The organism is Pseudomonas sp. QTF5 (genome assembly GCF_000512695.2).
Classification (GTDB): domain Bacteria; phylum Pseudomonadota; class Gammaproteobacteria; order Pseudomonadales; family Pseudomonadaceae; genus Aquipseudomonas.
Genome location: NZ_AZRW02000002.1, coordinates 128,120 through 149,205, shown reverse-complemented (window position 1 = coordinate 149,205; position 21,086 = coordinate 128,120). Strand labels below are relative to the sequence as shown.

At 56.8% G+C, this 21,086-nt stretch carries 17 protein-coding genes; 15 read left to right on the top strand and 2 right to left on the bottom strand.

Going from position 1 to position 21,086, the window contains the following annotated elements:
• Positions 1–54: 54 nt before the first annotated feature.
• The 8 genes from IC37_RS02290 to fabV all read left to right on the top strand — a co-directional run bounded on the left by IC37_RS02290 (position 55) and on the right by fabV (position 9,218).
• Positions 55–1,491: an amino acid permease gene (locus IC37_RS02290; RefSeq protein WP_030130661.1), complete on the top strand. Its 1,437-nt coding sequence runs from the start codon at positions 55–57 to the stop codon at positions 1,489–1,491.
• A gap of 51 nt (positions 1,492–1,542) precedes the next feature.
• A complete protein-coding gene (locus IC37_RS02285; RefSeq protein WP_030130662.1) occupies positions 1,543–2,433 on the top strand; it encodes a LysR substrate-binding domain-containing protein in 891 nt (296 codons plus the stop codon).
• An 18-nt stretch (positions 2,434–2,451) separates the two neighbouring features.
• Complete coding sequence (gene thrC, locus IC37_RS02280) at positions 2,452–3,840, top strand: threonine synthase (protein ID WP_030130663.1); 1,389 nt, start codon at positions 2,452–2,454, stop codon at positions 3,838–3,840.
• Positions 3,837–4,274: an Lrp/AsnC family transcriptional regulator gene (locus IC37_RS02275; protein WP_030130664.1), complete on the top strand. Its 438-nt coding sequence runs from the start codon at positions 3,837–3,839 to the stop codon at positions 4,272–4,274. The genes thrC and IC37_RS02275 overlap by 4 nt, the downstream gene beginning before the upstream one ends.
• 113 nt (positions 4,275–4,387) lie before the next feature.
• A complete protein-coding gene (locus IC37_RS02270; RefSeq protein WP_030130665.1) occupies positions 4,388–5,428 on the top strand; it encodes a homoserine dehydrogenase in 1,041 nt (346 codons plus the stop codon).
• 12 nt (positions 5,429–5,440) lie between these two features.
• Complete coding sequence (locus IC37_RS02265; protein WP_030130666.1) at positions 5,441–6,859, top strand: aldehyde dehydrogenase family protein; 1,419 nt, start codon at positions 5,441–5,443, stop codon at positions 6,857–6,859.
• A gap of 125 nt (positions 6,860–6,984) precedes the next feature.
• The gene (locus IC37_RS02260; protein ID WP_030130667.1) at positions 6,985–7,626 is read left to right on the top strand and encodes a LysE family translocator; all 642 of its coding nucleotides are present in this window, start codon (positions 6,985–6,987) and stop codon (positions 7,624–7,626) included.
• Between the two features lie 395 nt (positions 7,627–8,021).
• The gene (fabV, locus tag IC37_RS02255) at positions 8,022–9,218 is read left to right on the top strand and encodes an enoyl-ACP reductase FabV (protein WP_030130668.1); all 1,197 of its coding nucleotides are present in this window, start codon (positions 8,022–8,024) and stop codon (positions 9,216–9,218) included.
• 245 nt (positions 9,219–9,463) lie between these two features.
• Here fabV and IC37_RS02250 read toward each other — a convergent pair whose 3' ends face one another.
• The gene (locus tag IC37_RS02250) at positions 9,464–10,390 is read right to left on the bottom strand and encodes an efflux RND transporter permease subunit (RefSeq protein ID WP_030130669.1); all 927 of its coding nucleotides are present in this window, start codon (positions 10,388–10,390) and stop codon (positions 9,464–9,466) included.
• A gap of 281 nt (positions 10,391–10,671) precedes the next feature.
• Between IC37_RS02250 and IC37_RS02240 the strand changes: the two genes are divergently transcribed.
• The gene (locus IC37_RS02240; protein WP_030130670.1) at positions 10,672–12,330 is read left to right on the top strand and encodes a bifunctional 3-(3-hydroxy-phenyl)propionate/3-hydroxycinnamic acid hydroxylase; all 1,659 of its coding nucleotides are present in this window, start codon (positions 10,672–10,674) and stop codon (positions 12,328–12,330) included.
• A 2-nt stretch (positions 12,331–12,332) separates the two neighbouring features.
• Positions 12,333–12,977: a TetR/AcrR family transcriptional regulator gene (locus IC37_RS02235; protein WP_030130671.1), complete on the top strand. Its 645-nt coding sequence runs from the start codon at positions 12,333–12,335 to the stop codon at positions 12,975–12,977.
• 177 nt (positions 12,978–13,154) lie between these two features.
• Here IC37_RS02235 and IC37_RS02230 read toward each other — a convergent pair whose 3' ends face one another.
• Positions 13,155–14,390 (bottom strand): NADH:flavin oxidoreductase/NADH oxidase family protein, encoded by a 1,236-nt coding sequence (locus IC37_RS02230; RefSeq protein WP_030130672.1) that lies wholly within the window; start codon positions 14,388–14,390, stop codon positions 13,155–13,157.
• Between the two features lie 355 nt (positions 14,391–14,745).
• On the opposite strand from IC37_RS02230, the gene IC37_RS02225 reads away from it, so the two are divergent.
• The 5 genes from IC37_RS02225 (at position 14,746) to IC37_RS02205 (ending at position 21,049) form a co-directional block, all read left to right on the top strand.
• Positions 14,746–15,360, top strand: a complete 615-nt coding sequence (locus IC37_RS02225) for a TetR/AcrR family transcriptional regulator (protein WP_030130673.1) — start codon at positions 14,746–14,748, stop codon at positions 15,358–15,360.
• Between the two features lie 85 nt (positions 15,361–15,445).
• Positions 15,446–16,537 carry a VOC family protein gene (locus tag IC37_RS02220; RefSeq protein ID WP_030130674.1) on the top strand — a complete coding sequence of 364 codons (1,092 nt, stop codon included), beginning with the start codon at positions 15,446–15,448 and terminating at the stop codon, positions 16,535–16,537.
• Positions 16,538–16,709: 172 nt separating this feature from the next.
• Complete coding sequence (locus IC37_RS02215; RefSeq protein ID WP_030130675.1) at positions 16,710–17,666, top strand: fumarylacetoacetate hydrolase family protein; 957 nt, start codon at positions 16,710–16,712, stop codon at positions 17,664–17,666.
• A complete protein-coding gene (locus tag IC37_RS02210; RefSeq protein WP_030130676.1) occupies positions 17,666–19,567 on the top strand; it encodes an acyl-CoA synthetase in 1,902 nt (633 codons plus the stop codon). Before IC37_RS02215 ends, IC37_RS02210 begins: the two co-directional genes overlap by 1 nt.
• A gap of 162 nt (positions 19,568–19,729) precedes the next feature.
• Positions 19,730–21,049: an outer membrane protein transport protein gene (locus tag IC37_RS02205; protein ID WP_030130677.1), complete on the top strand. Its 1,320-nt coding sequence runs from the start codon at positions 19,730–19,732 to the stop codon at positions 21,047–21,049.
• Positions 21,050–21,086 lie beyond the last annotated feature (37 nt).

Below are 21,086 nucleotides of genomic sequence, written 5' to 3'. Positions count from 1 at the left end.
TGCCCAAAAGCCAGTTACAAGGTGCTTGTCCGAACATTTCATGAGAAAACAACTATGACCACACAGATAGAAAGTAACCAGTCCGACCCAAATTCGCGTTTCAAAAAGGAAATGCAAACTCGCCACATCGTTATGTTGGCACTGGGCGGTGTGATCGGTACGGGGTTATTCCTTACCTCCGGTTACACGGTTAATCAGGCAGGGCCCCTCGGTGCAGTGATCGCTTACATCATCGGTGCAGTGATGGTGTATTTAGTCATGGTCTGTCTCGGTGAGTTGGCTGTACAGATGCCAGAAACCGGATCTTTCAGTAGCTACGCAACGCGATACCTTGGCCCAGGCACAGGCTATACAGTGGCTTGGCTTTATTGGCTCACTTGGGCAGTCGCCATCGGTTCAGAATTTACAGCTGCGGGCATACTGATGGTTCGGTGGTTTCCTGATACGCCGGTCTGGATTTGGAGTGCGTTGTTTGCCATTGCAGTCTTCTTAAGCAATGTTGTCTCTGTTCGGTTGTTTGCGGAGACTGAATTTTGGCTTTCGCTGATTAAGGTTCTGACCGTTATCACGTTCATTGTGATCGGCGGAGCGGCAATTTTCGGTCTTTTTCAAGTACAGAATTTGCAGGGTGCCGGACTTTCCAACTTCACCCGTGAAGGGCTTTTTCCCACCGGGTTCTTACCCATTGCAATGACCCTCCTGGCTGTTTCCTTCGCATTTTCCGGAACCGAGCTCATCGGGATTGCCGCAGGTGAAGCGCAAGATCCACAAACTAGCGTTCCCAAGGCAATTCGCACGACAGTGGTACGTTTGGCGCTGTTCTTCGTGGGGACAATTTTCGTCCTTGCGACGTTACTGCCACGAGAGCAAGCGGGGCTCGTAGAAAGTCCGTTCGTCATGGTTTTTGAGTTGATTGGCATCCCATACTCTGCCGACATTATGAACTTCGTCATTCTCACGGCGCTGATTTCCGCCGCTAATTCGGGCCTGTATGCAGCGTCGCGCATGTTGTGGACACTGAGCGATCAAGGACATATGCCTAAGCGCTACGCCAAGCTCTCCAGTCGGGGCACACCGGTGAACGCCATCGTTCTCAGTATGGCGGGTGCAGTGGCTTCTCTGCTCAGCAGTGTGCTTGCCCCTGATACGGTTTATTTAGCCTTGGTGTCCATTTCCGGTCTAGCGGTCGTAGTCGTGTGGATGAGCATTGCTGCAAGCCAGATCGCGTTCCGTCGCCAATACGTCGCTAATGGCGGACGAGTTGAAGACCTGCATTTCCGTGTGCGTGGCTATCCATGGGTGCCTATCGGTGCACTGTTGTGTTGTCTGCTGGCCTGTGTGGGTATCGCTTTTGATCCTGAGCAGCGAGTGGCGCTTTACTTCGGCCTCCCCTTTATCGCGTGGTGTTATTTCGTTTACTGGATCACTCGAAACAAGAGAGCAGAGCGGTTGGCTTTAGCCGCAGCTGTTCATTCCTCTAGCACCGCGTGAATTTCTCAGGCAATGATTAAGCATAGATAAAGTCCTGATGAGGTTGCGCCGATGAGTCAAAAGTCACTACCACCCTTGAACTGGTTGAGGGCATTCGAAGTATCGGCGCGTTATTTGAACTTTACCCATGCGGCGGAAGAACTCCATTTGACTCAAGGGGCTGTGAGTCAGCAGATCCGTCAATTAGAAAGCCACCTCGGTGTGGCGCTGTTCAAGCGCTTACCTCGAGGGCTTGGCTTGACCGAGGAAGGGCAGTCATACCTGCCTGTCGTACAAGACGCGATCAGTCGACTTGCAGTCGGCACAAACGAGATTTTCGGCCAGCGCAATCGAAGACATTTGAAGGTGCGTGGCAGCCTTTCCTTTCTTCACTATTGGTTGGCCCCCCGGCTCGCAGATTTTTGTCGGGAGTATCCGCAGATCGATATTCGGTATATCAGCAATATTTGGGTGAAAGAACCAGACGGCGAGGACGACCTGGAGATTCGCTGGGGATGCGGTGAGTGGTCGGGCTTGCACGCTCAGCGATTGACTTGGGACATCCTTCAGCCGGTTTGCTCCCCAACGCTCATGGCCAGCTCACCCATACATGAGCCTCGCGACTTGATGAACCATTCTCTACTTCACGTGTTGGGTTACGAAGAAGGTTGGGGTTACTGGTTGAAGCGAGTTGGAGCAGACGACGTCGACTATTCCCGTGGCCTTCAGTTTGACACGCTGATCTCCACGATCCGCATGGCCGAACTGGGGCAGGGCGTTGCGCTGGCACGATCTTCCGTGGTCGAGGATTTGCTCAAGAGTGGGCAATTGGTTGCGCCATTCAGTATCCGAATCGAGGCCAGCGAGTCTTTTTATCTGGTACACGAACAGACTGAAGCGCTATCGCCAGATGCCGCAAATTTTTCTACCTGGCTGGTGGCTCAAGCCCATCGCCTTCTGTAATACCGATTGGGAGTGGTCATGGATTATGTAAGCACACGCGGCGGTGACACGCGGGCGGATTTTCGCAGTGTGGTTTTGTCGGGGCTCGCCGAAAATGGAGGTCTGTATGTCCCGACCCGTTTGCCGGTATTCACTGAGAAACAAATTACCAGTTGGTCATGGCTGCCGTTTGATGAGTTGGTATGGCGGATAATTTCGCCCTTTGTTGGCTCGTCCATGGACGAAAGCACCCTGCGTGACTTGCTCAGTGATAGCTATCAACAATTCAAGCATCGCGCTATTACGCCGCTTGAGCAGATCGGGCATAACGAGTGGATACTCCAGCTGTTTCATGGCCCGACCCGTTCTTCCAAAGATTTCGCCGCGCAATTGCAGGCGCGCCTGGTCAAGCATTTTCTGACGGAGGTCGGGAAACAAGCATGGGTGGTCGGTGCAACTAACGGTGATACGGGCCTCGCGGCGCTTGAAGCCTTTGCTGACTGCCCGGCCGCTCGCCTGGCGATACTGTATCCGCGCGACGGGCTTGCGCCTGAGCAACTCAGTGCCTTGCAGGCAGCCGACCCGCAGCGCGTTCAGCTGTTTGCGGTTGATGGAAATTTCGATGATTGCCAGACACTGGTCTCCCGACTCTTGCGTGAGTGGCCGTTGGACGGAGTGATGCCGGTCTGTTTCAACTCGACCAATTGGATCGGCGTTCTGGCCCAGATTGTTTTTTACTTCCATGCGGCCTTGCAACTGGGCGGTGGCTCGCGTCCCGTTGGCTTCAGCGTTCCAGCTGCCAGCTCGGCCGAGATCTACGCCGGTTACATTGCGCAGAAAATGGGGTTACCTATCAACCAAGTGATCATTTCCACCAACAGCAATGATGCCCTGCACCAGTTTTTTCATTGCAATCGCTACTCCACCCGGATGACTGATCGAACAGTGTCGCCGGCGATGGACTTCTCATTGTTTTCCAACCTGGAGCGGTTTATCTGGGAGATTTACGAGCACGATGGCTGCTCAACAAAAGGACTGATGGAGCATTTTGAAAGTTACGGGGAAATGAGCATCGGCAACCAACAATGGCTGCGTGCTCGAGTACTCTTCGATTCCTATGCCGTAGATGAATCTCAGGTGCGCGATGAGGTAGTCGAGCTGTTCCGGGAAACAGGCTCGGCCATCGATCCCCACACCGCTGTCGGAGTACTGGCCGGCAGGCTTCATCGACGCAGCCTGGGCGCACCGATGGTCACTTTCGGGCAAATTGCGCCGGCCAAGTCAGCGGCGCTGTTGGCCGAGCTGGGCGTCTGGCAAGCAAGCGTTCCGGGCACTGTCGAGGTGCGCGCGCAACCACCGTACCTGGCCAGGGACGATCTGGGCGGTCTGTGTCAGGTTCTTCGTCTTGCGCAGCAGAGGCTTGCATGAAGCGCATTCTGGATCCGCTGGACGAACGCATACTGGCCGAGCTCACCGCCAATGCGCGAATAGCCCATATCGAACTGGGCGCCAAGATCAACTTGTCGCGCAATGCTGTGCGCCAGCGCATCGAACGTCTTGAGCGCGACGGTGCGATTCAGGGCTATACGGTACTTCTCGGTGAGTCGCGGCGGCCTACGTCGCTTATCAGCGCGGTGATCTTTGTCTACCGCTACGACCGCATGCGTGGCGAAGAAGTACTGGCTGCGCTGCGCTCCATTCCCGAAGTCGTGCAGTGTGAAGTACTCAGTGGTGAGTTCGATTTAATGCTGCGCGTGAATGCAGCCACACCTGAACGTGTCCATCTCGTGTGGAAGGAAATCGCGGCCATGCCGGGGGTGGAAAACACCGTGACATCGTTCGTCCTTTCAGCAGTGTTTTAAAAATCGTGCTTGGGCAAAATGCCCAACTAATACAGCAGACTGCCATATTCAACTGCCAAAGCCCGACTCTTAGCATGTTCCTATCGAACAACATCAATAAAGGAACAGCTTTTATGACTGAGTACAAAATCGCCTTGGTAGGGTTTGGTGGCGTGAACCGTGGCTTCGCCCAGTTGGTCGCCGATCGTAATGCCGAGTGGAAAGAGTCCCTGGGCTTCACTATCAAAATTGTCGGTGTCACCGATCTGTTCCTCGGCTCCATCGTTGCTAAAGACGGTCTGGATGCAAAGCAGTTGGTCGCGCTGCCCGTTGAGAAAGGCGTGTTCGCTCAACTGCCCGGTGGCAATGCTGAGGCCTTCAACGAAACCGTGATCAAGCATTCCGGTGCAGACATCATCGCTGAGGCCACTTTCACCAATCCGGTGGATGGCGAGCCCGCAACTACCTTTTGCCGCTGGGCATTGGAAAGTGGCATTCATGTAGTGACCACCAATAAGGGGCCCATTGCGCTGCACGGTGCCGAGCTCAAGGTGTTGGCCCATCGCAACCAGGTGACTTTCGAATACGAGGGAGCGGTGATGAGTGGCACTCCGGTGATTCGTCTGGCCAGGCAGGCCTTGGCGGGTGCCAACGTACAAGGTTTCGAAGGCATCCTGAATGGTACTTCCAACTACGTGCTCACCCAAATGAAAGACGGCCTGACGTTCAACGATGCCGTCGTACAAGCGCAACAGCTCGGCTACGCCGAGGCAGATCCAACCGCCGATGTGGAAGGGTTTGACGTGCGTCTCAAGGTGGTCATCCTGGCCAACGAACTGCTCAATGCACATTTGAATGTCAGCGATGTGGTGTGTTCGGGTATCAGCAATATCAGCGCGCAAGATATTGCCCAGGCAAGTGCCAATGGGGCGAGCTGGAAACTGATTGGCTCAGCCGATCGTGAGGCAGATGGCTCGGTTCGAGCGAGAGTGGAGGCCCGGCTGCTGCCGAACTCGCATCCTCTGGCAGGTATTGTCGGCGCCACGAATGCAGTGTCATTCAATACCGAACTGCTAGGCGCTGTCACGGTGTCCGGGCCAGGGGCAGGGCGTATCGAGACGGCCTTCGCATTGCTGTCGGACATCGTCGCCATCCACACCGCCCACGGCAAATAACAGGAGATAGTCATGAGCGTATCCAGCAGAGCCAGTATCCAGCTTGTTGAAGCCAAACAGATTGATGTGTTCAGTCCATTCGATGGTCACTTGGTAGGGAGCGTCCCTTGCCTCGATGCTGCCGCAGTTCCTGGCTTGCTGGAACGCGCGCGAATCGGCGTGCGCGAGAGTGCGGCAATGCCTCGTCACTTGCGTGCGCGCATTCTTGAGAACGCCGCCCGGTGTGTGGAGCTTGAGTCTGATGCATTTGCCAAGCTGATCGTTGCAGAGGCGGGAAAAACGCTGCGACAAGCAGAGAAGGAAGTGAAGCGTTGCGTGAACACGTTGAAGCTATCGGCGGAAGAGGCGCGTCGTAACGCCGGGGAAGTGATTCCATTTGGGGCTTATGAAGGATCGGAATCGCGTCAAGGTTGGTTCACGCGGGAACCGTTGGGGCTTATCGTCGCGATCACTCCCTACAACGATCCGCTGAATCTGGTCGCCCATAAACTCGGCCCTGCAATCGCCGGTGGCAATGCCGTGATTTTGAAACCCTCGGAACTCGCGCCGTTGTCTGCTCTCAAGCTCGTTGAGTGCCTGGTGAAAGCGGGTCTTCCACCCTCTGTGATTACTCCGGCTACAGGTGGCGTCGACTTGGGTAAAGCATTGGTAGAGGTTCGCGAAGTTCGGATGATTTCCTTTACGGGTGGCTTTGCCACGGGAGAGGCCATTGCTCGTAGTGCTGGTTTGAAAAAGTTGGCAATGGATCTGGGAGGAAATGCCCCGGTTCTTGTGCTTGAAGATTGTGATATTGAATCGACCGTGGAGTCCTGCGTGTCTGGTGCCTTTTGGGCCGCAGGGCAGAATTGCATCGGCACACAGCGCATCCTTGTTCATCGTTCAATTTATGAGGACTTCCGTGAGCGTTTTGTAAGCCAAACGCGTGCATTGGTGGTGGGCGATCCTGACCAGCGAGCAACAGATGTAGGCCCGATGATCACGGAACAGGCGGCGCGTCGTACCGAACAATTGGTAAATGATGCGCTGGCCGAGGGTGCCGTTCTTCTGTGTGGGCACCATCGCCAAGGGGGAAGTTATGCGCCGACCGTGCTTGAGCACGTAAGGCATAGTAGTACGATTTGGCAGCAGGAGGTCTTCGCGCCGGTGGTTATCCTGGAGCCTTTTGACCATCTGGATGATGCTGTTGCTCTGGCTAACGCAACAGAGTACAGCTTGCATGCAGGTCTATTCACACGTGATATCGCCAAGGCTTTAAAACTCGCGCGTCAGATTGAGGCGGGTGGCGTGATGATCAATGATTCTTCCGATTATCGTTTCGATGCCATGCCTTTCGGAGGTTTCAAGTACGGAAGTCTGGGGCGCGAAGGTGTTCGATTTGCGTATGAGGACATGACGCAGCCTAAAGTGGTTTGCATCAACGAGTTGGATTAAACCTAGGAAGTGAATTGCCGTCGACGTGCATCGGGTGGACACTTTTTCCCAACGCCCGATCCACTTAACTCGTTGTCCCGCTCGTTCCTGTAATATGCCAGCCCTCACCACCACGAGCTTTGAAAATGGATTCTCACTCGATTCTGACTTTTACCCTGGTCGCCGCGATTGCCATCGCCAGCCCAGGGCCTGCGACCTTGATGGCGATCAACAATAGCCTGGCCCATGGGCAGCGCAGCGCCATGTGGTCATCGCTCGGCAACGCCAGTGGCCTGTTCTGCCTGTCGTCCGCTGCCATGCTGGGGCTGGGGGCGCTGCTTGCCAGTTCCGAATGGCTGTTCAACGCGGTGAAGTTCATCGGTGCCGGTTATTTGTTCTATCTGGGCATCAGACAATTGTTCAAAAAGGGCCCGATGCTCCCGGACGGGATTCAGGACGACTTGAAGAAAAGCCGGCCGACTCGTTCCAAACTGTACAAATCGGCCTTCCTGACGGCGGTGACCAACCCCAAGGCGACGATGTTCTTCACCGCGCTGTTCCCGCAGTTCATCGATCAGAGCACGGCATTGCTGCCGCAATTTCTGATCCTCACCTCGATCTTCATGGCATTGTCGGTGTCATCCCTGAGCCTCTATGCCGCGCTCGCCTCGCGGGCCAAGGGTGTGCTGACCCGGCCTGCGCTGTCCCGTTGGGTCAGTCGGGTGGTGGGGTCGACATTCATCGGTTTCGGTGCTGCCATTCTGACCATGCGGCGGCAGGCGGCGTAAGGGGAGTCGGGTTTGTAACTCCGGTAACAGGAAGGCCGGGGACTGTGAAAGTCTGTACGGACCTATCCAGTAAGCGCTTCAAGGAAGATTAAACGGCGCATCATGAGGGGAAGCCTTTTACCGGAAAGTATCACCAATGGATTTGGAAATGTCCGCTCCTGGCTGATAGCTGCCTGCCACGACGGGCAGCAAGCGACCCAACTCGGACATTCAACACTGAGTCTGTAACTGCCGAAGACGACGTCCTGCCACGATACGACGGTGTGTGCGGACGCAGCCGGCGGTAGGGGCACCAACCGCAGCAGATCATTCACCGTGACGCTTCAGCTTTCCAGGCGTCTATGACTTTTATAGCCAGTGTTGGCTCTCTACATTTTGGAAGAGGGAGATCTTTTATGATCATCAAACCGCGCGTTCGCGGCTTTGTCTGTGTGACTACTCACCCCACTGGCTGCGAAGCCAACGTCAAGAATCAGATCGACTACGTTACCGCAGAAGGATTGATCTCCGGGGGGCCAAAGAACGTGCTGGTGATTGGTGCATCGACCGGATACGGACTTGCTGCGCGGATAACGGCAGCTTTTGGTTGTGGCGCCAGCACTCTCGGTGTGTTTTTCGAACGTGAAGGCGATGAGGGCAAGCTCGGCACCGCCGGCTGGTACAACACAGCGGCCTTTCACACGTTTGCCGAGTCCGACGGCCTCTACGCCAAGAGCATCAACGGCGATGCTTTTTCCGACGAGATCAAACAGAAGACTATCGACGTTATCAAGCGCGACTTCGGGAAGGTCGACCTGGTTGTTTACAGTCTTGCCGCACCGCGCCGGACACACCCCAAGACGGGTGAAATATTCAGTTCTACTCTCAAGCCGCTCGACAAGGCCGTGACCTTGCGGGGCCTGGATACGGATAAGGAAGTGGTCAAGGACACCACGCTACAACCCGCGACCCAAAGCGAAATCGATGGCACGGTGGCCGTGATGGGCGGCGAAGACTGGCAGATGTGGATCGATGCCCTGCACGAAGCGGGTGTTTTGGCTGATGGGGCGAAAACGACCGCGTTCACTTACCTGGGCGAAAAGCTGACTCATGACATCTATTGGAATGGCTCCATTGGTGCGGCCAAGAAGGACCTGGATCAGAAAGTCCTTGGTATCCGTGAACGGTTGGCTGTTCTGGGGGGCGACGCGCGGGTCTCGGTATTGAAAGCGGTGGTTACCCAGGCAAGTTCAGCTATCCCGATCATGCCGCTGTATCTGTCATTGTTGTTCAAAGTCATGAAGGAGCAGGGCACACACGAGGGATGCATCGAGCAGGTCTACGCGCTCTACAAAGACAGCTTGTACGGCCATTCTCCAGTTATGGATCAAGAGGGTCGCCTGCGCGCGGACTACAAGGAGCTGGCTCCCGAAGTCCAGGACCGGGTCAAGCAACTCTGGGATCAGGTCAGCAATGACAACCTTTATGAACTTACTGATTTTGTCGGTTACAAGGCGGAGTTCCTGCGTCTCTTCGGTTTCGGGATCGAAGGGGTGGACTACGAGGCTGACGTCGATCCGGACGTCAAGATCTCCAACCTGACCCAGGCTTAGGTAGCAAGTGTGGAAAGCTGCCTCGACACCCAATGCAAGAGCTAGCTGCTGCCGTGGAGGGGCTGTAACTGGATGCCTGCCTTTGGCCGGAAGCGGTCTGTCGTCAGTAGCCCCTTTCCTGTAAGCCGCGAGGGAGCGAAAGAGAGTAACGTTCGCAGAACCTCGCGGCTGACCTCGATCGTTTTCAGAATCGGCGCAGAGCAAGCCTTTCTAATAGCGGTGAGGTCGGGGCATCACGGCACGCCTCACTCAGAAGCGAGCGCGGCGTCCCTCATCACCTGTTGAGTGTCGACTGCCGTCTGGCGACCCACCTTGAACCATGCGGCGTACAACGCCGGGACGAAGAAGATCGTCAGTAGCGTCGCCACGGTAAGGCCGCCCATGATCGCAATTGCCATCGGCCCCCAGAACACACTGCGCGTTAACGGGATCATTGCAAGCACGGTGGCCAGCGCCGTCAGCATCACGGGACGGGCCCGGTGAATGGCGGCATCCAGCACCGCATTCCACGGGTCGCGTCCTTCGGCGATCTCGGTTTGTACCTGATCGATCAGGATCACCGAGTTGCGCATGATCATGCCACCCAGTGCGATGATGCCCAGGATCGCGACGAAGCCCAGCGGCGACTGGAACACCAGCAGCGCCGGCACCACACCGATCAGGCCCAGCGGTGCGGTCAGCACCACCATCCACATGCGAGAGAAGCTCTGCAGTTGCAGCATAAGCAACAGCAGGATGCTGATCAGCATCAGCGGAGCCACCGCCAGCAGTGCCTTGTTGGCTTTGTCACTTTCCTCCACCGCGCCGCCCACGTCGATGCGGTAGCCCGACGGCAGTTTCGCTTCGATATCCTTGAGCAACGGCTGGATCTCCTGCGTCACCGATACACCTTGCTCGCCATCCTTCACGTCGGCCCGCACCGTGATCGCCATATCGCGGTTGCGGCGCCACAACACCGGCTGTTCCAGCTCAGAGCGCACCTGTGCGACTTGCGACAGTGGCACCACCGTGCCCTGGCGCGTGTAAATGTTGATGTCTTTGAGTGTATCGAGGCTCAAGCGCTCCTCAGGTACGGCACGGGCCACGATGTCGATCAGGTCCTCGCGCTCACGCAGCTGCGACAGGGTTGCGCCGTTCATCACGACCAATGAATGGCGGCGACGGATACGCATCGGCCGGCACCGTTGCGGTTGCCGGTGGCATCGAAGGTGCAGGGGAGGGCGCGGCGATGAAGCGATAGCCGCGCCGCGACACAGTCTCGATGAAGCGGGGCTGCCTGGGGTCGTCGCCCAGCACCTTGCGCAGATCGGACCTCATCCCGGTGCGGTAATGATCAAAAAATTGTAATGACGAAAATATCAATATTGAAATATGTCTCAATTTTACATACCTTCACCTTGCCTGACGATGAGATCTCCACGTCTCACGACTTCAATCACAACAAGGGCTCGAGATGAACAACAACAAGAAAGGTACCGAACTGCCTCCCACCGCCGTCGATGTGTTGGTCGTCGGTAACGGTCCGGTAGGGGCGACAATCGCGGCGCTGCTCGGCCGCTATGGGGTAAAGACACTGGTATTGGACAAGACCCATGAGGTCCTGCTAATGCCCCGTGCTATCGCTCTGGACAACGAGGCGCTTCGCATCCTGCAACTCGCCGGATTGTCGGAAGACGCTTTCGAGAAGATCGTTATCCCTGAAGTGAAGATGCACTCTCCGGTCCTCGGGCAATTCAGTCGGGCCAATACCGCCGGGTGCATCGACGGCCACCCCAAACTGGTGACGTTCTATCAACCCGACCTCGAACACGCGATGCGTAAACAGGTCTCTGGGCTGAAGTCAGTGGCCAGCCTGGGTGGGTTCGAGCTCGAGAATCTGGTCGAGGAATCGGATTGTGTCGTCGCCTCCGTGCGGGACCAGGATGGCCATCTGCATTTCATTCGCGCCCGATATCTGGTCGGTGCGGATGGTGCAAGCTCCAGGGTCAGGGCCTTGATTGGCCAGGAATTCGAAGGACAAACCTATGCAGAGGATTGGCTGATTGTCGATGCCAAAAACCGGCATAAGTCAGCCATTGATCACGTTGAGTTTCTCTGTGATCCACGCCGCCCAACACCGCACATGCCTGCGCCCGGCGGAAGGGAACGTTGGGAGTTCATGCTCCACCCGGGGGAATCCCGGGAAGAGCTGGAAAGCCCGGAAAGCATCGCCCGGCTGATCGCGCCATGGGTCAATCCGCAGGAACTGGAAATCGAGCGCAAGGCGATTTATCGATTCCACGCGCGTTGCTGCAACAGATTCAGCAAGGGACGAACTTTTCTTGTCGGGGATGCAGCCCACATCACCCCGCCCTTTGTCGGGCAAGGTCTCGTAGCGGGACTTCGAGATGGTGCCAACCTTGCCTGGAAACTGGCTTGGGTCCTTCACGGCCAGGCCGCGCCTTCAGTACTCGATAGCTATGACGTAGAGCGCCGCCCCCATGCCCAGGCGATGATCAATCTGGCAAAACTCATGGGCCGTCTGGTGATGCCCAGAAACAAGATCGCAGCTTTCTTCGTCCACGGCCTGATGCGCACGCTGGCGTTGACTCCCGCTACAAGAAGGTACTTCGAGCAACTGGACATCAAGCCGAAGAACATCTTCAAAGACGGTCTGTTCGTGCAGCATCGTCGTGGCGACAAGCTGGTTCGTGGCAGTCTGTTTCCCCAGGCCTGGATTCGCAACAGGCAACAGGAGATCCTGCTGAGCGACGATGCTCTTGGACACAACCTGACCCTGGTCGGATTCGGTGTTGACCCGTTGTCACTGCTGAGCGCTGCTGAGGTCTTTTCCTGGATAAAGATGGGAGGTCACTTCTTGCAGATCGGACCTTGCGGTCAGCGCTGCGACAGCGCTTGCGACTTCATCGAAGACCTGAACCATGACATCCTGCCGCTGGCTGCCAAAGGCACGCTCGTCGCGATCCGCCCCGACCGTATCATCATGCACCACGCTCCCGGCTTCGATGCAGGCAGTCTGGTTCGAGACTGCCTGATGCTGATGGGTAGCGCCGATTCCACTGCCGACAGCGTTTCCATTACCATCAACGAGCCTCCTCGATTAAGAGCGTGAAGATGCCTTCCCCCCCTTTTCCTTCAGAAGCAACTGAGCAAGAGCCTCTTACTCGGGGCCACAAGAAGCGTGAACGCACCCGTCGCGGCCTGGTGGATGCGGCATTGCGGCTTGTCGCACGTAAGGAGGTGGGGGAGATTGCACTGCTCGATGTCGCCTCGGAGGCCGCGGTATCCAATGGCACCATCTACAACTATTTTCGAACGCGCGACGAAGTACTCGAGGCGGTTGGCATCGCCATGGCGAGCGAGTTCTCCGATGCCATTTCCGCCCTGAGCTCGGACGTGCACTGCGGTGCACAGCGGCTTTCGATTGGTGTGCGCATGTTCGTATGCCGGGCCGCCTACGATCATCAGTGGGCCAACGCACTGCTGCGCATCATTCATTCCGATCAGGCCATGCGCTCGCGCCTGGCTGCTCATGTGCTGGGCGATCTGCGTGAAGGTTTGAGCGCGGGCACTTTCGCTTACGAGGACGAAGGGATCGCCCTGGACATGGTCGTATCGTGCACAACCGGCGCCATGCGCTCGGTTGTCGAGGGGCGTACGGTGGCGGAGCACGACCAGCGGGTCGCCGAGATGATTCTCAAGGCTCTGGGCGTAACACCTGCCAGAGCCAAGAAAATCGCCGGTAAGCCGCTACCCTAGTCCTGATGTCATTCTTGGCCGGCTAAGCCCTAATGCCAGTCAGTTAAGGTGCGATACCTGTGGGAGCGGGCTTGCTCGCGAAAGCGGTGTGTCAGGCGACATCAATGTTGACTATGCCGCCGTCTTCGCGAGCAAGCCCGCTCCCACATGGATTGCGCTTAACTGACTGGCATTAGGCTAAGCCCGGCCAACCCATTGCCGATAGTTCTTCGCCTGGCGACGAGATTTCAGCTGATTGCCGATCAATGCCATGAGTGGCGACGTCCTGGGTTTTGTCTGTTTGCCTTGGCTCAACACGCCGAGTTGCTTCTTGATCACCGAGGCCACTGCAAGCGATGCCAGCGCCTTATTCTTCCAGCGGACGACGATGGGCTCCACTTCGGTATCCTGACCTGCCATCCACTGGCTTGGCAGGGCCGGCTCGATTGCCAACGCAGTCGCAAGCCCCACCATCGACACCGAGCCGCTCACCACTCGCTCCGCGACCTCCTTTCTGCGCACGCCGCCGGTGACCATCAGCGGCATGCGCGCTATTTCTCCTATTCTTTCCGCGCACTCGAGAAAATACGCTTCTCGAGCCAGGCGGCTGCCATCGCGGGTTTGCCCCTGCATCGCCGGGCTTTCATAACTGCCACCGGACAATTCGACCAGGTCGACCGCCTTGGCGTTGAGCATTTCCACCACGCGAGCCGCATCCTCGGCATCGAAGCCACCGCGCTGAAAGTCCGCGGAATTGAGCTTCACAGCGACGCAAAAAATCGGTGCCACTCGCAGGCGTATTGCGTCGATGGTTCGCAGGAGAATGTGCGCACGATTTTCCAGGCTGCCACCCCAGCGGTCGCTACGCCGGTTGGTCAAGGGCGAAAGGAATTGGCTGAACAGGTAACCATGTGCTACATGAATCTCCACGCCAGTGAATCCGGCACGCTCAGCCAGCACTGCAGCCTGGGTATAGCGCTCAATCAGCTCTTCGATCTCCTGCTCATTCAAGGCTCTGGGCGGTACAAAAGCCTTGGATAGTCCGGGAATGTCGACAGCCACCGCGGAGGGGCCCCGTGCCGATTGCCCCATGGAAGCCAATAGCTGCCGTCCGGGATGATTGATTTGCATCCAGGCCTGGGCTCCGCGACTGCGGCAAGCATCGGCCCATAGCCTGAATTCGCCCAGGTTCCGATCGTCCTCAAGCACCACACCAGCCGGTCCGGTCAAGGCGTGGCGATCAACCATGACGTTGCCAGTGATGATCAGGCCGGCTCCACCGTCCGCCCAACGCCGATAAAGCTTAACCAGCGCTTCCCCTGGAGCGTGATCCTCATTGGCAAGATTTTCCTCCATGGCAGCCTTGGCGATTCGGTTTGGAATCACCGTGCCGTTAGGCAAACGAAGCGGTTTGAAGAGCTTTGAGCCGGTCATGTTCTGTCCTTCAGCTGATGAAAATTCGGCCAGCCATCGCTAAGGGTCATACCGTTTGAGCACCGTCTGCACAGTGCTTGCTCAGGTTGTTGAGGTCCTGGTTTGCATCGATGGGCCGGCTTGATGGCCTGCCGGGACGGCGAGCCAGAAACACGACATAGCTGAACACGCGTGTTCAGTTGTGTCAATGTGTAGAACCCTTCAACGATCCTGCCATATTCCCTCTATCCACCCGGATTTTTACGCCATAGAAAGGATCTCATTGAGAAAAACGTATTTAATTCAAAAAACGTTGTTGACGGCAACTGAACACAAGTGTTCAATCGGGCCATAAGGTAATCCTGGAGAGAGAACCGTGGAATCCCTAAATCCAACACAGCGCCGCATTCATCAAGCCGCCTTTCGCCTGTTCGCTGAAAGAGGCACCTCACAAGTGAACATTCTCGACCTCGCACAAGAGGCAGGCGTGGCGCGCGGAACGGTCTATAGCAACATCGACAGCATGGAGAGCCTGTTCGAAGCGGTCGCCAGCCATCTCGCGAAGGAGATGCATGAGCGCGTCAACAAGAGCTTCAATTCCCTCTCTGATCCGGCTCAGCGCCTTGCCAATGGCATTCGATTGTTCATTCGTCGAGCGCACGAGGACTCCCAGTGGGGGGCGTTCATACATAAATTCGCCATGAGCAATGCTTCGTTGCGCGAAATGTTCAGCAGCCAAGCGACGACGGATCTTCTGAGCGGACTGTCCAGTGGGCGGTACACGTTTGAAAAGGAGCAATTGCTCTCTGTACTGACGCTGATATCGAGCAGCGTCCTGGGCTCGATTTTCCTGGTGCTGGAAGGGCACAGAACGTGGCGCGAATCGGGCTCTGACACCGCCGAGCTGGTGCTGCGGGCATTGGGTGTGTCACCAGAGGAGGCGCGTGCGCTGGCGACCACAGAGTTGCCGGTACTTCCTTCTCTCGACTGAGTTAGTTGACCGACTCAACCAGACATCCCTGGATTTTCAGGGGTGCGGGGACGGCTTTACCTTAAAAACCCGGAAAACAACAACAATGACGCACAAAAATGAAATGCCCCGGTTAGCGACACCACAACCTGCCCGGCATCCGCAGCCGACGGTGAAGGCTCAGGATCTGACTCACCTGATCTTTCAACGGCCAGACTTGAACGAGGCGGGGCGGTTCCTGACTGACTTTGGCCTGACGGTCAGTCAGCAGGACGCCGATACGCTTTACCTGCGCGCCGCCGACCCTGCTTCATACTGTTACCGCGTCCATCGTGCAGAACAGGCACGTTTTGTGGGGTTCGGACTGGCAGTCCAGTCGCTCAAGGATCTGGAAAAACTGACGCGAATTCCGGGCGCGTCACTGGTCGAGAAATCGGAACATCCTGGTGGCGGGTATTACGTCAGGCTGACCGATCCTTCCGGTTTCATTGTGGAGGCTGTTTGCGACCAGACTGCAGGTATAACGCTGGGACACAGAGCTCCTCTTCCCTGGAATCTGGCGCAGGAGCAACAGCGAATCAACGCCACGCAGCGTCCGCCGATTGCTCCGTCTGAAGTACTCAAATTGGGCCACATCGTCATCGAAGTGGCTGATTACCAGGCGACCTGTGCCTGGTATACGAAGCATTTGGGGTTGATTCCAAGCGATGTGCAGGTACTCCCTGATGGCACACCTATCGTCACCTTCATGCGCCTTGATCTCGGTGACATTCCCGCGGATCACCATACGCTCGCGATAGCGCAAGGGTTCATGGCGACCTATAGCCATAGCGCCTACGAGGTCGTCGATGCAGACGCTGTGGGCATGGGGCAACGCGTCCTGCGCGAGCGCGGTTGGGTGCACTCATGGGGCATCGGCCGACACATTCTGGGCAGTCAGATCTTCGATTACTGGCAAGACCCTTGGGGCGATAAGCACGAGCATTACTGCGACGGGGATATTTTCACGGCCACACGGCCTATGGGCATTCATCCCGTGAGCCCCGAGGCAATGGCGCAGTGGGGGCAGCGCATGCCCAAGCGTTTTACAAAACCGAAGATGAGCTTGGCCAATCTGCGTGCCCTGTTCCGCAACCTGCGACGCAGTCCGGACTTGAGCATTCGCAAGTTGATAACACTCATGCGGATGTTCGGGTAGAGCCGTCATGTCGGGCAATGCAACCAGGTATGGCCGTCGGGATGTGCTCAAAGCCGGCGCCTTGATCGTCGGCGGCTCGTTGGTCTACAGCGTTGCCAGCCCCCCTTCAGAACAACACCACAGTTCTCGCGCCACTGAGCGCGGGACAAACACTGCTCCAGGAGTACCTTCAATGTCTGCTGTACACGTAGTCCGCTTTGAATTTGAGAACGGTATCCACTGGGGCGTGCTACGCCAGGGCCGTATCACGGTTGTCCCCGGTGTTTTTGAAACCACCGGTGATTTCATTCGCGAGAACAGTATCGACGACCTCGCTCAATTGAAAGGTACGGAGTTGGAAGAGGGCGAAGTGAAACTGCTGTCGCCGGTGACCCGTAACCAGCAGTTCGTCTGCCAGGGCGCCAATTACCGTCAGCACATGATCGAGTCGGGCATGGACCCTGATGCGAAGAAATTCAACATGATCTTCACCAAGGCGACGAGTTGCCTGGTGGCGGCTGACAGCGACCTGATCAAGCCGCGCACCGTGCGCTTCCTTGACTACGAGATCGAACTGGGGCTGGTGATGAAACGCGCGATCACCGGCGCTGTTGCTGTCACCGACGCCAATCTGCATGAATTCATCGCAGGCGTCGTCATCGTCAATGACTACTCGGCTCGTGACATTCAGATTCCCCAGATGCAGTTCTACAAGGGCAAAAGCTTCCGCACTTTCGGCCCGGTCGGCCCGTACCTCTGCCTTCTGGATGCCACGAACATTCGTTACCTGAAAGAGCTGCAGCTGCGCCTGACCGTCAACGACCAGGTGCGACAGAACGACAGCACGGCCAACCTGGTTTATGGCCCCGCTGAAACCCTTACCGAACTTTCCGCCCTGCAAGATTTCGCCGCTGGAGACCTGATTGCCACCGGTACGCCTGCCGGCTGTGCGCTAACGATACCTTCGCCTGCCAAACAGCGCATTGCGGCCCTGATGCCAGAAGCCACCAAATGGAAGCTATTCCTCAAGGCGCAGGAAGGTCGGACGCAATATCTCAAGCCAGGTGACGTAGTCGAGGCGCGCATTCGCAGCGCCGATGGTGTGATCGACCTCGGCGTGCAACGCAACCGAGTCGTGGAGGAAGGCTGATGGTTGTGCAGACCCTGAGTGACATCGAAAGTCTCGAACAAGTCCCCCTGTCGGAGCGTGGCCTGGCTTGCAGCACTTATGAAGCGCTGCGACAGGCGGCCCGGTGCTCCCCCCAGGCACCGGCGCTTAGCTTCTTCGCCGATGCTGCGGATTTCAGGCGCACCTACAAGTGGAACTACTCCCAGCTCTTCGGGGATATCACCCGCGCGGCGAATGCTTTCCATGACTTGGGTATAAAACCTGGCGAGGTGATTGCCTTCATCCTGCCGAATCTGCCGGAAACCCACTTCACTATTTGGGGCGGGGAGGCGGCGGGCATCGTCATGGCGATCAATCCGCTGCTCGAGGCCAAGCAGATGGCTGGCTTGCTGAATGCCGCGAAGGCATCCGTGGTGGTGACGCTCGCGCCGACGGCGGGCAGCGATCTGTGGCCCAAACTGGCTTCGCAGCTGGATCAGTTACCCGCGGTCAGGTCTGTCGTTTGGGTCAGCATGGAGCCCTATGTCGCCGAACCAGTGCGTGGGGCACTGAAAGCAGCGGCACTGAAGGAACGAGACTTACACCGCGATATCGCGATCCACGATTGGCAATCGCTGATGAGTACTCAGCCGCACACACACCTGAAGAGTGGTCGGCAAATCCGCCAGGATGAGTGCTCCTCCTACATCTGTACGGGCGGCACCACCGGGCTCCCCAAGATCGCTGCGCGTAGCCATGGCTCGGAAGTATTCAATGCATGGGCCATGGCTGCTCATATGCAGCCACGCAGCGGTGGCCAGGTTATCTTTTGTGGCCTGCCGCTGTTTCATGTCAATGGACAACTGGTGACGGGGCTGATGCCTTGGACTCAAGGCGACCATGTGATTCTCGGGACGCCTCATGGGTATCGTGGCGAGGGGGTGATCCCGCGATTCTGGGAGATGGTCGAGCACTTCGGTATCAACTTCTTTTCCGGTGTGCCAACGGTCTATGCCGCACTGCTGCAAAATGAATGCGAGGGCCGCGACCTGTCCAGCCTTCGCTATGCAATGTGTGGCGCCGCACCCATGCCGGCTGAGTTGTTTCGGGAGTTCGAGCGCCGGACCGGGCTAAAGATCCTTGAAGGTTACGGTCTTACCGAGGGCGCCTGCGTTTCCTCGGTCAATCCGCCCCATGGCGAGCGCCGTATCGGCTCCATCGGGATACGGATCGCCTACCAGAATATGCGCGCGGTCGTGCTCAATGATTCTGGAGAGTACCTGCGCGACGCTAACGTGGATGAGATCGGCCTCATCACGATCAGTGGTCCGAACCTCTTTGATGGCTATCTGGAGGAGCGTCATAACCAGGGCCTTTGGATCGATATCGACGGTCAGCGCTGGTTGAGTACGGGCGATCTGGGTCGTCAGGATGCGCAGGGTTACTTCTGGCTGACCGGACGCAAGAAGGAGTTGATCATCCGCGGCGGTCACAACATCGATCCCAAACAAATCGAGGAGGCTCTGCAGGCGCATCCCGCCGTCGCCTTGGCCGCTGCAATCGGCAGCCCCAATGCCTACTCGGGCGAGGTGCCAGTTGCCTACGTTCAACTGCGTCCCGGACAAGCCTGCAACGCCGAAGAACTTGAGGCATTCGCTCATCTCAATATCAGCGAGCGGGCAGCAGTTCCCAAGCGCATTGAAATCCTCGATGCGTTGCCACTGACTGCCGTGGGCAAGATATTCAAGCCCGCTTTGCAACAGCGGGAGATTGCCAAAGTAGTCCAGGAGGAAGTGGAGCGCCTGGGGCTTTTGGATATTGCTGTTGAGGTCGTGCAGGACAATCGCCGTGGGCATGTCGCCTGCATCAGGGCCGGAACGGGCCAAGAAGTCCTGGCTCCGCTCTTGGGGCGCTATAGCTTTCAAGTCGAGTGGCTTAATTGAGTTTCTGATTCACATCTGTAAGTCCAGCAGTCGTGCCCTGGCGCTGTTCGGCCAGGGCGTTTAACACAACTTCGATCAACTCCAACCGGCACTGAAAAGTGCACAGGAAGGCGAAGCCTTGCCTGCGTGCAATCAACAAAAACAATAATCAAGAGGTGGAAAATGAAACTGAATAGCCGTGTGATCCCGTGTCTCGCTGCTCAGCGAAAGTGTGCTGCCTGGATTAAGTTCACCAGTGCCATGGCACTACTCAGCGCCTCTACTATTGCAGGTGCCAATGGCATTGCTCTAAACGAACAAAGTGCAAGCAGTGCGGGAACTGCTTATGCGGGAAGGTCGTCATCCGCGCTGGACGCCAGCACCATCTTTGGAAATCCTGCAGGCTTGACCAAGTTGAAGCGTAGTGAGATTTCCGGCGGCGCCGGGATCATCTCGGCGAGCGACGACATTAGTGATGCGCAGAGCAGTGTCCCAGGAACGAATGAAGGGGACTCGGTACCGTTGGCGGCCGTGCCCTTCGCCTATATGTCGACGCCGCATGACGATCGTTTTTCGATGGGGCTGGGCCTCTATGCTCCGAGTGGTCTGATCAATGATTACGAGGGCTCTTTTCAGGGCCGCTACCATGGTTCCTATAGCACGACCAAGGAAATAACCCTGCAGCCCACCATTGCCTGGCGAATCAATGATTACGTGTCCATTGGTGGCGGACCGACCATAAACCATTTCAGTGCAAAGCTTCAGAATTACCTGGCCACCGGCGCCCTGAACAACGGTCAGGACACACTGGTCACCATCAAAGGCGATGACACGGCGATTGGCTACAACGTCGGCCTCTTGGTTGACTTGAGTGATGCGACCCGTTGGGGGATTAACTATCACTCGAAGGTGAGCTATGAACTCGAAGGGCATACTGAGGTTACCGGCTCCCCGAGCGTTATTCCGCTGGACGGAAAGTATGACAACAAGATAGACCTGACTATGCCCGAATCAGTGGATACGTCCATCACCCATCATTTCAATAGTCGCTGGACGGGATACCTGGGGGCCACCTGGACACGTTGGAGCCGGATCCAGAAGGTCGAGGCAGTCAACAGCGGTCTTTCCCCGCTGGGTCAGACGGCTGGCCTGGGACGTGTGACCGAAGAAATGAACTGGCGCGACACTTGGGCCGCCGCAGTTGGCGCATCCTGGCAATTGAACCAACAATGGCTGCTGCGCGCAGGCTACGCCTATGATCCGTCGCCCATTAGAAATGCCGATCGCAGCGTGCGCGTTCCGGTCGGGAATCGCCAGGCCGTGACCTTGGGCGGCGCTTACTCACCGAATTCCGATCTGACGATAGACTTTGCTTATGGTTATCTCTGGGATTCCAAAGTCTCGGTAAAGCAGTCGAACAACTCCGGTCTTCAACCGGAATACAGTGCCAACTACGAAAATAGTGCACATGGAATTGCAGTGCAGGCAACCTATCGGTACTGATCGACACGTCTTCCACCTTTAATCGATAAGCAACTAT

Bases quoted from the DNA above. Each gene is read 5' to 3' on its own strand.
- IC37_RS02290 (WP_030130661.1), top strand. From the start codon at position 55: ATGACCACACAGATAGAAAGTAACCAGTCCGACCCAAATTCGCGTTTC.
- IC37_RS02285 (WP_030130662.1), top strand. From the start codon at position 1,543: ATGAGTCAAAAGTCACTACCACCCTTGAACTGGTTGAGGGCATTCGAA.
- thrC (WP_030130663.1), top strand. From the start codon at position 2,452: ATGGATTATGTAAGCACACGCGGCGGTGACACGCGGGCGGATTTTCGC.
- IC37_RS02275 (WP_030130664.1), top strand. From the start codon at position 3,837: ATGAAGCGCATTCTGGATCCGCTGGACGAACGCATACTGGCCGAGCTC.
- IC37_RS02270 (WP_030130665.1), top strand. From the start codon at position 4,388: ATGACTGAGTACAAAATCGCCTTGGTAGGGTTTGGTGGCGTGAACCGT.
- IC37_RS02265 (WP_030130666.1), top strand. From the start codon at position 5,441: ATGAGCGTATCCAGCAGAGCCAGTATCCAGCTTGTTGAAGCCAAACAG.
- IC37_RS02260 (WP_030130667.1), top strand. From the start codon at position 6,985: ATGGATTCTCACTCGATTCTGACTTTTACCCTGGTCGCCGCGATTGCC.
- fabV (WP_030130668.1), top strand. From the start codon at position 8,022: ATGATCATCAAACCGCGCGTTCGCGGCTTTGTCTGTGTGACTACTCAC.
- IC37_RS02250 (WP_030130669.1), bottom strand. From the start codon at position 10,390: ATGCGTATCCGTCGCCGCCATTCATTGGTCGTGATGAACGGCGCAACC.
- IC37_RS02240 (WP_030130670.1), top strand. From the start codon at position 10,672: ATGAACAACAACAAGAAAGGTACCGAACTGCCTCCCACCGCCGTCGAT.
- IC37_RS02235 (WP_030130671.1), top strand. From the start codon at position 12,333: ATGCCTTCCCCCCCTTTTCCTTCAGAAGCAACTGAGCAAGAGCCTCTT.
- IC37_RS02230 (WP_030130672.1), bottom strand. From the start codon at position 14,390: ATGACCGGCTCAAAGCTCTTCAAACCGCTTCGTTTGCCTAACGGCACG.
- IC37_RS02220 (WP_030130674.1), top strand. From the start codon at position 15,446: ATGACGCACAAAAATGAAATGCCCCGGTTAGCGACACCACAACCTGCC.
- IC37_RS02215 (WP_030130675.1), top strand. From the start codon at position 16,710: ATGTCTGCTGTACACGTAGTCCGCTTTGAATTTGAGAACGGTATCCAC.
- IC37_RS02210 (WP_030130676.1), top strand. From the start codon at position 17,666: ATGGTTGTGCAGACCCTGAGTGACATCGAAAGTCTCGAACAAGTCCCC.
- IC37_RS02205 (WP_030130677.1), top strand. From the start codon at position 19,730: ATGAAACTGAATAGCCGTGTGATCCCGTGTCTCGCTGCTCAGCGAAAG.